This is a genomic window from Sphingomonas bacterium, assembly GCF_903643035.1.
Classification (GTDB): Bacteria; Pseudomonadota; Alphaproteobacteria; order Sphingomonadales; family Sphingomonadaceae; genus Sphingomonas.
The window spans coordinates 18,817-29,266 of record NZ_CAHJWW010000005.1 but is presented as its reverse complement, the minus strand read 5'-3'; the positions used below and the strand labels follow the sequence as shown (position 1 = coordinate 29,266).

Below are 10,450 nucleotides of genomic sequence, written 5' to 3'. Positions count from 1 at the left end.
GGGGCCGGCCCGCCCACCCGCGCGACCTGCTCGGCCACGCCTGCCTGCGCGGCCGCTTCTCCAGCGGGGCGATGCCGCCCTGGGAATACGAGCGCGCGGGCGAGGTGGTGCGCGTCGACCCGGCCGGGCCGCTGATCGTCGGGCCGGGCGGCGCGATCGACCTGATGGTCGCCGCCGCCGTCGCGGGTGCGGGCGTCGTCCACCTGTTCGAGGACTGGCTGCGCCCCGATCTGGACGCCGGGCGTCTGGAGCCAGTGCTGGCGGACTGGCAGCAGCCGTTCGGCGGCCCCTTCCTCTACTACCCCGGGCGCCGCCACCTCCCCGCCCCGCTGCGCGCGTTCGTGGATTTCGTGAAGGGCGGTGGGGAGTGAGGGACAAGGAGAGGGACGGCTGGCGGTTCAGGAGCATCGCTTCGGCAGGTTGCGCCCATAAGTGGATGCTGAGCGGCGACCAGCGGCTACTCTATTCTGGCGGTCCACCCCGAAACGATTGTGTCAGCCGCTTTGGCGCTTTCCCATTTCACCATGTCCGATGGGGCGTTTTGGAAAGAGCATTCGGGAACAGAGTTTGGGAAACGAAACTCGCCTGCGGCCGTCAGACCGATCGCAATTGCGCTTTCCCGCTCAACCTCTATTTGTGGGAAACTCGATCGGCCGCTTTTGCCTGTCGCGATCTTGATTCCGACACCGAGAACAACACTCCGATGCAGGATTCTGACACCTGTAGACTTGGTGAAAGGCATGGGGTTAAGTTGGGCAAAACCGACCGGTTCTGACACTGATGCCAGCGGCGAAAAGCAGATGATTTTGTGACACACCCAATCATTGTGTAAATCGACCGGACAAGCGACTTCGAAACGGTTGGTCACCGCTTCATATCTGCGGAAATGTCACTCCCGTGAGCTTTTCCGAAACGTCCCAGAGGCGCCGCTGGATACCCTGATCGTGTGACTCGTGACTGGAGTCGACCAGCTTGGGACAACCCCGGATCTCACCCCGACCGCCGGGGCCATAATATTGACCGCCGATGACTGCCGGATCAGTCGCCGCGCGCAGGGTGGGCAGCGCGCCCATTTCCGGCTTCTGGGCAAACAAGCGTGCTAGCCATGTGAGGGGCACCCGCAGGACGGCGGGGACGTTGCGCCCCAGCTCGGTGTCGGACACGCCCGGATGGGCGGCAACCGCGATCGTCGTCCCGTATTGTGAGAGCCGGCGCTGGAGTTCGTACGTGAACATCAGGTTGGCGAGTTTGGACTGTCCATAAGCGGCGATCCGGTCGTAGGAGCGTTCCCACTGCAGATCGTCGAAGTGAATAGCGGCCCGGATGCGGTGGCCGTTGCTGCTGACCGTGACGACACGGGAACCGTGGACAGGAAGGAGCTGGTCGAGGAGAAGCCCGGTAAGGGCGAAGTGACCGAGATGGTTGGTTCCGAACTGACGCTCGAGGCCATCGGCAGTCGTCTGCTTCGGGGTAAACATGACGCCGGCATTGTTGATCAGCAGGTCGATGCGTGGATGGGCGCTGCGGAGGTCGGCCGCTGCGGAACGGATCGATTCAAGCGAGGTCAGGTCGAGGGCCTGGACTGTGACATCGCCGGCGATGCGGGCGGCTGCATGCCTACCTTTCTCGATGTCCCGAACGGCCAGCACCACCGCCGCCCCGCGTTCGGCGAGCATCCGTGCGGTCTGAAAGCCTAGTCCGGTGTTGCCACCGGTCACGATAGCCACACGGCCATGTTGATCGGGGATGGTCTGCTCGGTCCAATTGCTGCTCACCACAAATTCCCATAAGACCGATGGTTCTTTATGTGAGCTATAGAACCGATGGCTTGAGGTAAAGAACCAACGGTCTCTTATTGAGGATGAGATGTGATATTCCAGCGTGCGCGAAGCAAGGAGCAACGGGATGCTCGCCGCCGGGCGATCTTGAACATGGCGGCGGCGATGCTCGACGAGATGCCTGTGGCGGAACTGAGTTTGAACGAGCTCAGTCGGCGCGTGGGATTGGCGAAGTCGAACGTGCTGCGATATTTCGAGTCCCGCGAGGCGGTGTTGCTCGAACTTATGGACGATTTCCTTGAACGCTGGCTCGTCGAACTCACAGGCGAGCTAGCTGCGGGCATCGACGCGAACGCGACACCGGAAGCGCGGTCTGGGCAGCTGGCCCACATCCTCAGCGGTTCGCTGGCAGGCCGACCGGTGCTGTGCGACCTTTTCGGCGCGCAGGGTGCCGTTCTGGAGCGCAACGTCTCAGTCGCGGTAGCCAAACGGCATAAGCGGTCATCACTCGCCAGGCTTGCAATTACATCCGGGCTAGTACGACGCCACGTGCCGGAACTCGGCGATGGCGCGCAGCGGTTCTGCATGATGAGCCTTCTCTCGGCGGGAGCGCTGTCGTCTTACATCCCGCCGCCACCCAGTCTCGTCGCCGCCTATGCCGACGAGCCCGCTCTTGGGGTGTTCCACTTCAATCTGCGGGACGCCTTAAGCATGGCACTCACCTCAATGCTGGTCGGACTGCTGCCACGCGCCTGAACAAGTTTGGCCTGATTGATCGTTGCAAATGTCTGGTTGTGGTTAGCTGCCATCCTGCGACAAGTGTCACAACAGAACGGTTGTGACACCAAGCACGGACGTCAAACATTTTCCGTTTTGGCGAGTGAAACGAGTTTCGGAAATGCCCTTGGTTTCCCAATCAACCATCCTTTTCGGGAAAGCAGCTACGGTCGCCGTGCGCTCAAAAGCCGCATTTGGAATGAGTACGGTCATGGCCGTCCGTCGGGTCCGGCGTGATCCGAGGCGCGTACAATCGCGCGCCTCGTCCGACAATCCCCGTCACTTCCTACTAACGTAGGGGACGTCCTGCGACGGTCTCGCTATGGCCATCGCCCGTTCGCCGCCGTCGCGCGCGGGAAGCGGCAGAGGGGCCGCGTTGTAAGCGATGTGCCCGCTCCACCTTGCGTGGGTGAGGGGCGGCTGCGAGTCCATGCTGATGGACGACGATGCGCCGCTTGGAGCTATGCCGGGGTCAAGACACCGGGCTAGTCCGGAGCCGATCCGACGGTTCGAGGTTCTGACCGGCGTCGGGCGTCGCCGCAGCTTTGCGGTCGAGGACAAGCTGGCGCTGGTCGCGCAGATGGCGGATTGCGGCAACATCTGCGAGCTGGCCCGTCGGCACGATCTGCGGCCGTCGCAGCTGTTCACGTGGCGTCGCGAGCTGCGCTACGCGGCGGAGGCGGCGCAGGGCAGCATCCAGAACTCGCCCGAGCCGATGTTCGTGCCGGCGGTGAGTGCCCCCGAGCCAGCGGCGACGCCCGTGCCGGCACCCAAGCGGAAGCGCCGACAACGAACCCGAGCTGCGGCACCGGCCGCGGTCGAGCTGGAGATCGACGGCGTGGCGGTGAAGATCGCGCGCGGTGCCGACGCCGGTGTGATCACGGCGGTGATCGACGCGCTGAAGACAGCGCGGTGATCGGACCCGGTGCCGACGCCCGCGTGCTGGTGGCGACCAGGCCGGTGGACTTCCGCAAGGGCGCGGACGCGCTCGCGGCGTTGATCAAGGCGGAGTATGGCGCGGACCCGTTCTCGGGCGTCGTCTACGTGCTGCGGGCGAAGCGGGCGGACCGGATCAAGCTGGTGTGGTGGGACGGCACCGGGCTGTGGCTGATGGCGAAGCGGCTGGAGCAAGGCGCCTTCCGCTGGCCCGCCATCCAGGACGGGGTCATGCGCCTGAGCGCGGCGCAGTTCGGGGCTTTGGTGGAGGGCTTGGACTGGCGGCGTGTGCATGGCGGCCGTCGCCCGATCGCACCGCAACTCGCCGGTTGACGAGGTGCGTCAGGGCTGATTCACTCGGGGCATGCTGGTCGAGGCCGAGCTTCCCGACGACCCCGCGCTTCTCCGCGCGATGCTGGCCGCGGCCGAGGCGCGGATCAGCGAGCGCGACCAGCGCATCGCCGATCTGGAGGGCGCGGGCACGGACGCCCGCGCGGAGATCGAGCGGCTGCAAGCGATCATTGCCGCGTTCCAGCGGCACCGGTTCGGCGCACGGTCCGAGCAGTTCGATCCCGACCAGCTGGCGCTCGCCCTGGAGGAGCTCGACGCGGCGGTGGCCCGCGTGCGGGCGGGGCTGGACGCGACCGGCGACAAGACCAGGGCACCTCGGGCACGCGACACCAACCGCGGCCGGCTTCCCGCCCATCTCGAGCGGGTCGAGCAGGTCATCGACCTGGAGAGCAAGGCTTGCGCCTGCTGCGGCGGCGCTCTCCACGTCATCGGTGAGGAAGTTGCTGAACGGCTCGATGTGGTCCCGACCACGTTCCGCGTGCTGGTGACCCGCCGTCCGCGCTACGGCTGTCGCGCGTGCGAGGCCGCGCCCGTCCAGGCGCCGGCGCCGGCGCGCGTCGTCGAGGGCGGGATGCCGACCGAGGCGCTGATCGCGCATGTGCTGGTCGCCAAGTACGCCGACCATCTCCCGTTGTACCGGCAGGCGCAGATCTACGACCGCCAGGGCGTCACCCTCGATCGGTCCACCCTGGCGGACTGGGTTGGCCGCGCCGCATGGTGGCTGACGCCGCTTCGCGATCACCTCCTCGCCGACCTGAAGCGCAGCCCCAAGCTGTTCGCGGACGAGACCACCGCGCCCGTGCTCGATCCGGGGCGCGGCCGGACCAAGACCGGGCAGCTCTGGGCTTACGTCCGTGATGATCGCCCGTGGGGCGGAGCCGATCCGCCCGCGGTCGCCTATGTCTACGCGCCCGATCGCAAAGGGGAGCGGCCAACCGAGCACCTCCGGGGCTTCGCCGGCGTGCTCCAGGTCGACGGCTATGCCGGCTATCGCGCGCTCGGCCGTTCCAACCAGGTCCAGCTCGCCTTCTGCTGGAGCCATGTGCGCCGCGGCTTCTATGAGATCGCCGCCTCGCGCCCCGCCGCGGCCGAGGCGCTGGTCCGCATCGCCCAGTTCTACGCGATCGAGCAGGAGATACGTGGCCGCGCCCCCGACGAGCGCTACGCCGCTCGGCAGGAGCGAAGCGCTCCCCTGGTCGCCAGTCTGTGCCGGTTCCTGGAGACCAGTCTCGCGCGCGCCAGCGGCAAGGGCAAGCTCGCCGAGGCCATCCGCTACGCGCTGAACCGCTGGGACGGGCTCTGCCGGTTCCTCGACGACGGCCGGGTCGAGATCGACTCCAACACCGTCGAGCGCTCGATCCGCCCGCTCGCGCTCAACCGCAAGAACGCTTTGTTCGCCGGCTCCGACCAAGGCGGCGACCACTGGGCGGTGATCGCCTCGCTGGTCGAGACCTGCAAGCTGAACCGCATCGACCCGCAGGCCTGGCTCTCCGCCACGCTCACCCGCCTCGTCGCCGGACACCCAGCCTCCGCGCTCGATCAGCTCATGCCGTGGACCAGCGCGCCCGACGTGGCGTGAGAACATCGCTTACGCCGCGTTGGCCTAACTTTCTCCTAAACTTCCGGCCGCCGCGGCGCCACTCGCATCACACAGGCGACCACTCCACCGCCACCTCGCCGCCGTCGTCCTCTACCGGCGACTCAGGGGTCGGGATCGCCTCCATCAGCCGGTCGAGCACCCAGTCGAGTCCGGTGCCCGACACGCCCGAGATCGGCACCACGTCCGCGCCGCTCGCGTCGGCGAGCTCGGCGGACAGCGCCTCCACCAGCTCGTCGTCCAGCGTGTCGATCTTGTTGAGCGCAACGACGTGCGGCTTGTCGGCGAGGCCGGCGCCGTACGCCTCCAGCTCGTCGCGCACGATGCGATAGCTCTCGCCGACATCGTCGTCCTGCGCGTCGACCAAGTGGAGCAGCACGCGGCACCGCTCGATATGGCCAAGGAACCGGTCGCCGATGCCGGCGCCGTCCGCCGCGCCCTCGATCAGGCCGGGGATGTCGGCGACCACGAACTCGCGCCCGCGGTGGCGCACCACGCCCAGCTGCGGACGAGTAGTGGTGAAGGCGTACTCGCCGACCTTGGCCTTCGCGTCCGTGACGGCGTTGATGAAGGTCGACTTGCCGGCGTTGGGCAGTCCCACCAGCCCGGCGTCGGCGAGCAGTTTCAGCCGCAGCCACACCCACGCCTCCTCGTACGGCCAGCCGCTGCCGTGCTGGCGCGGCGCGCGGTTGGTAGAGGTCTTGTAGCTGGCGTTGCCGCGCCCGCCGTCGCCGCCGCGCAGGAAGACCTCGCGCTGGCCGGCGCGGGTGAAGTCGAGCAGCACGTCCTCCTTGTCCTCGGACAGGATCTGGGTGCCGACCGGTACCCGTACGAGCAGGTCGTCGCCGCCGCCACCGGTGCGGTTGCTGCCCGAGCCGCCCGATCCGCGCGGCGCGCGGAAATGCTGGGTGTAGCGAAAGTCGATCAGCGTGTTCAGGCCGGCCACCGCCTCGAACACCACGTCGCCGCCCTTGCCGCCGTTGCCGCCGTCGGGGCCGCCGTATTCGATGAACTTCTCGCGTCGGAAGCTGACCGCGCCGGGGCCGCCGGCGCCCGAGCGGCAGAAGATCTTGGCCTGGTCGAGGAAATGCATCGCCGTGCCATAGCCTCTGGCGGCGCGGCGCGACAGTCCCGCCTCCACCGCGCGCGAGGTGACGTGCCCGACGGACCCTTCGCCTCCCTTGCGGCGGCGCCGGTCCTTGCGGGGGCGGCGCACCCGACCGCCGTCAAAGGTCGGGCAGCACCTGGTCGGCGATGCCCCAGCCCGCCAGCCCCGCCAGCCCCGCCAGCCCCGGCTGCTTGGCGCGCCCGAGCAGCTCGTCCGCGTCGTGGATGCTCCAGCGGGCGGCGGTGTCGATGCCGCGCAGTTCGCTCCACGAGACGGGCGCCGCGACCGGCGCGCCGGGACGGGCGCGCGCGGAATATGGCATGATAGCGGTCGAGCCGCGGCCGTTGCGGAGGTAGTCGATGAAGATGCGCCCGACGCGCTTCGCCTTTGTCATCACCGCCACGGACCGGTCGGGCTCGGCCTGCGCGAGCGCGCGCGCGAACCGCTCGGCGACGTCGCGCACCTGCGGCCACCCGGCGGCGGGCGTCAGCGGCACGACGACATGGACGCCCTTGCCGCCCGACAGGAGCGGAAAGCTCGCCAGCCCCAGGTCGGCGAGCCGGTCGCGAAGATATTCCGCCGCCTCCTTGGTCTCTGCGAAGCCCAGCCCCTCGTCGGGGTCGAGGTCGAATACCATCCGGTCGGGCTTCTCCAGCGGGTCGACGCGGCTGCCCCAGCCATGGAACTCGATCGTGCCCATCTGCACGCAGGCGACGAGCCCGTCGGGCGAGTCGACGTAGAGGTACGCCTCGGACGAACCATCCTTCTCGCGCACGTCGACCTGGCGCACCGCGTCGCCGAACGAGCCGGCGTCGTGCTTCTGGAAGAAGCAGTGCTTCGCCCGCCCCTGCGGACAGCGGACGAGGCTGATCGGGCGGTCCGCGACCCACGGCAGCATGATGCCGGACATGCGGGCGTAATAGTCGGCAAGCTCGCCCTTGGTGATGCCGCTGTCGGGGAAGATCACCCGGTCGCGGCTGGAAACTTTGACGTGGATGTCAGGCAGGTTCGTGGCTTCGACGACCGGCGCGGGCGTCTCGATCACCACCTCGCCGGCAGGCTTGTCCTCGCGCAGGCCGATAAAGCTGGAATGGCGCAGGACGCCATCGGGCGTCACCTCCGCGAACGCGATTTCGGCCACCATCTCCGGGCGGACCCAGCGCGCACCGCGCACCATCGCGCGCATCGCGCGCGGCACGTCCACCGTCGCCGCGCTTCCCGCCAGCGCATCGAGCTTGCCCCGCAGCGTGTCGAGCATCGCCGCGTCGAAGCCGGTGCCGACCTTGCCGACGTAGACCAGCTCCCCGCCCTTGTGCACGCCGAGCAGCAGCGAGCGAAGGCTGCGCGTCTTGTCGGACGGGAGCCAGCCGACGATCACGAACTCCTGCCGGCGGATGCACTTGGTCTTCAGCCAGTCGGCGGTGCGGCGGCCGCGATAGGGCGCGTCGGCGCGCTTGGAGACGACGCCCTCATAGCCCTCGCGGCACATGGTGGCGAACAGCTGCTCGCCAGACCCCGCGACGTGCTCGGAGAAGCGCAGACGGTCGGTCCCGTCGCCCACTATCGCGCGCAGCCGTTCCTTGCGAGCCAGCGTGGGCAGCGCGGTCAGGTCCTCGCCGTCATGGGCCAGGAGGTCGAAGGCGAAGAACGTCATGTCGCCTCCCGCGCCGATCGCGTCCTTCAGCGTCGAGAAGTCGGGCCGCCCGTCCTTGAGCGCGACGACCTCGCCGTCGATCAGCGCGGACGCGACCGGCAGCGCGGCGGCGGCGACGGCTATCCGGGCGAACTTATCGGTCCAGTCGAGGCCGGTGCGGGTGTATACCTTCGCGGCGCGTGCCTTGCCTCGGCCGCCGACCGCGACCAGCGCGCGATAGCCGTCGTACTTCACCTCGTGCAGCCAGTCCGAGCCGGCCGGGATCTGGTCGACGAGGGTGCACAATTGCGGCTCGGCGAAGGAGGGGAGGCTTCGAGTGGCCGACGCCTTGCCGTCACCCCCGGAAAGGCGGGGGTCCGTCTCCGGCGCGCCGTCTGCCGTGCGAGGGCTGGAGATGGGTCCCCGCTTTCGTGGGGATGACGATTTTCGTGGGGATGACGGTCGTTTGCTCGGGGCCGGCGCGACCCCGTCCGCGATCTCCGCCATCGTCCGGCCGGTCTTCACACTAGTCAGCGCGGTCTCGACCAGCGCGTCGGTGCCGCCCGCCTCGCCGTCCGTCACCTTGCGCAGCAGCCAGTTCTCGTTGCGCTCCTTACCCCGCGGCTTGAGCCGGATCAGCATCCATTCGCCGCGCATGCGTGTGCCATAGAGCACGAAGTGGAGGTGACCGCGATCGATGTCGGCGGCGGACTTGCCCGGAACCGGCGCCCAGCTGCCGTCGTCCCACAACATGACGGTGCCGCCGCCATACCCGCCCTTGGGGATCGTCCCCTCGAAATCGCCGTAGGCGAGCGGGTGATCCTCCGTCCGCACCGCCAGCCGCTTCTCGTCGGGGTCGAGGCTGGGGCCGCGCGTCACCGCCCAGCTCTTGAGCACGCCGCCGGCTTCGAGGCGGAAGTCCCAGTGGAGGCGGGTGGCGTCGTGCTTCTGGACGACGAAGCGGTTGCCATGACCCGGTTCGAGCGTGCCGGCCGGTTCCGCGGTCCGCGCGAAGTCGCGCTTGGCATTGTAGCGGGCCAGCGGGTCGGCGTCAGCCATGGCGCTGGTCCCACCCACAATCGGTGCCTATCCTTTTTTCGTCACCCCGGCCCCTTCGACGTCGCCTGCGGCGTCGCTCAGGACAGGCCTGAGCCGGGGTCCCGCTTCTGGCGGCCCGCAAAGATAGCAGGGCCCCCGCCTTCGCGGGGGTGACGGATAGAGGGCTAGGCACGTTTGCGCGCCGCCTTGCGTGGAGCCGGAGCATCGTCGGGCTTTGGTTCGGCCTTAGCCTTTGCGAGCGATTTAGCGGGCGGCTTCTTCGCAGGCGGTTTAGCCGGCGCGCTCGCCGCCGGAGCCGCCGCCGCGCCCCGCTCCATCGACTTCTTCAGCGCCGCCATCAGGTCGACGACGTTGCCGCCCTTGGCCGGCTTGTCCTCGCCCGCATCCTCGACGATGTGCGCGCCCTTGGCGGCGCGCTTGCGCTCGACCAGGTCGCGCAATGCATCGATATATCGGTCGTGGTAATCCTGCGGGTGGAAGGCGGCGGTCTTCTTGTCGATCAAGGCGGTGGCGAGGTCGAGCAGGTCCGGGTCGGGCGTCTGGTCGGGGATGTCGCGAAAGAACCCCTGCGACTTGTGCACCTCGTCGGCATAGCGCAGCGTCTCCAGGATCATGCCGCGCCCGCACGGCTTGAGGGAGACGACGTACTCGCGGCCGCGCAGCGCGAGCTGTCCCAGCCCGACCTTCTTCGCGCGGCGCAGCGCCTCGCGAAGCACGATGAACGCCTCTTCCGCGAGATCGTCGGCGGGCACGACGAAATAGGGCTTTTCGTAATACAGTACGTCGATCTCGCTCGCGTCGACGAACTGCGTCAGCTCCAGCGTCTTCTTGGAGTCGAGCTTCACCGCGTCGATCTCGTCCTGCTCCAGCAGGACGAACGAGCCCTTCTCGTACTCATAGCCCTTGCGGATCTCGTCCGGATCGACCGGGCCGACGCCGGTGACGACCTTTTCGTAATGGACCGGCTTGCCGCTCGGCTCGTGGATCTGCTTGAAGCTGATCACCGCGCCCGACTTGGTGGCGGTATGGATCTCGACGGGGATCGACACCAGCGCGAGCCTGATCTGTCCCTGCCAATAGGCCCTGGCCGCCACTGTCCACCCCTTCCGCCGCGAAGTCGAAACAATCCGCGACGCGCGGACTCGTTCCGTTCCCGCACGCGAGGCGGTAGGGGGGCGCAACTCGCGGGTTCAAACCGGGCCGCCGACACG

Annotated in this window: 10 protein-coding genes; 5 read left to right on the top strand and 5 right to left on the bottom strand. The window is 68.2% G+C overall.

Annotation, left to right across the window (positions count from 1 at the left end; translation table 11 throughout):
• Window positions 1-371 (top strand): LysR substrate-binding domain-containing protein (locus tag HUV01_RS00935; RefSeq protein WP_254606288.1); only part of this gene is annotated, 371 nt, incomplete at its 5' end.
• Window positions 372-457: 86 nt separating this feature from the next.
• On the opposite strand, the gene HUV01_RS00930 is transcribed toward HUV01_RS00935, so the two are convergent.
• A complete protein-coding gene (locus HUV01_RS00930) occupies window positions 458-868 on the bottom strand; it encodes a hypothetical protein (protein WP_174296447.1) in 411 nt (136 codons plus the stop codon).
• A gap of 4 nt (window positions 869-872) precedes the next feature.
• Window positions 873-1,775, bottom strand: a complete 903-nt coding sequence (locus HUV01_RS00925) for an SDR family NAD(P)-dependent oxidoreductase (protein ID WP_174296446.1) — start codon at window positions 1,773-1,775, stop codon at window positions 873-875.
• Window positions 1,776-1,931: 156 nt separating this feature from the next.
• On the opposite strand from HUV01_RS00925, the gene HUV01_RS00920 reads away from it, so the two are divergent.
• The 4 genes from HUV01_RS00920 to tnpC all read left to right on the top strand — a co-directional run bounded on the left by HUV01_RS00920 (window position 1,932) and on the right by tnpC (window position 5,421).
• Window positions 1,932-2,534, top strand: a complete 603-nt coding sequence (locus HUV01_RS00920) for a TetR/AcrR family transcriptional regulator (RefSeq protein WP_217430858.1) — start codon at window positions 1,932-1,934, stop codon at window positions 2,532-2,534.
• Between the two features lie 451 nt (window positions 2,535-2,985).
• The gene (gene tnpA, locus HUV01_RS00910; RefSeq protein WP_254606287.1) at window positions 2,986-3,471 is read left to right on the top strand and encodes an IS66-like element accessory protein TnpA; all 486 of its coding nucleotides are present in this window, start codon (window positions 2,986-2,988) and stop codon (window positions 3,469-3,471) included.
• Entirely contained in the window at window positions 3,468-3,824 is a 357-nt protein-coding gene (gene tnpB / locus HUV01_RS00905) for an IS66 family insertion sequence element accessory protein TnpB (protein WP_174296443.1), read from the top strand. The genes tnpA and tnpB overlap by 4 nt, the downstream gene beginning before the upstream one ends.
• 31 nt (window positions 3,825-3,855) lie before the next feature.
• Entirely contained in the window at window positions 3,856-5,421 is a 1,566-nt protein-coding gene (gene tnpC, locus HUV01_RS00900) for an IS66 family transposase (protein ID WP_174296442.1), read from the top strand.
• A gap of 67 nt (window positions 5,422-5,488) precedes the next feature.
• On the opposite strand, the gene obgE is transcribed toward tnpC, so the two are convergent.
• The 3 genes from obgE to HUV01_RS00885 all read right to left on the bottom strand — a co-directional run bounded on the left by obgE (window position 5,489) and on the right by HUV01_RS00885 (window position 10,333).
• Window positions 5,489-6,532 carry a GTPase ObgE gene (gene obgE / locus HUV01_RS00895; RefSeq protein ID WP_174296451.1) on the bottom strand — a complete coding sequence of 348 codons (1,044 nt, stop codon included), beginning with the start codon at window positions 6,530-6,532 and terminating at the stop codon, window positions 5,489-5,491.
• A 133-nt stretch (window positions 6,533-6,665) separates the two neighbouring features.
• Window positions 6,666-9,239: a DNA ligase D gene (ligD, locus tag HUV01_RS00890; RefSeq protein ID WP_174296441.1), complete on the bottom strand. Its 2,574-nt coding sequence runs from the start codon at window positions 9,237-9,239 to the stop codon at window positions 6,666-6,668.
• 164 nt (window positions 9,240-9,403) lie between these two features.
• Window positions 9,404-10,333, bottom strand: coding sequence for a Ku protein (locus HUV01_RS00885; RefSeq protein ID WP_174296440.1), 930 nt, complete (start codon window positions 10,331-10,333; stop codon window positions 9,404-9,406).
• Between the last annotated feature and the right edge of the window lie 117 nt (window positions 10,334-10,450).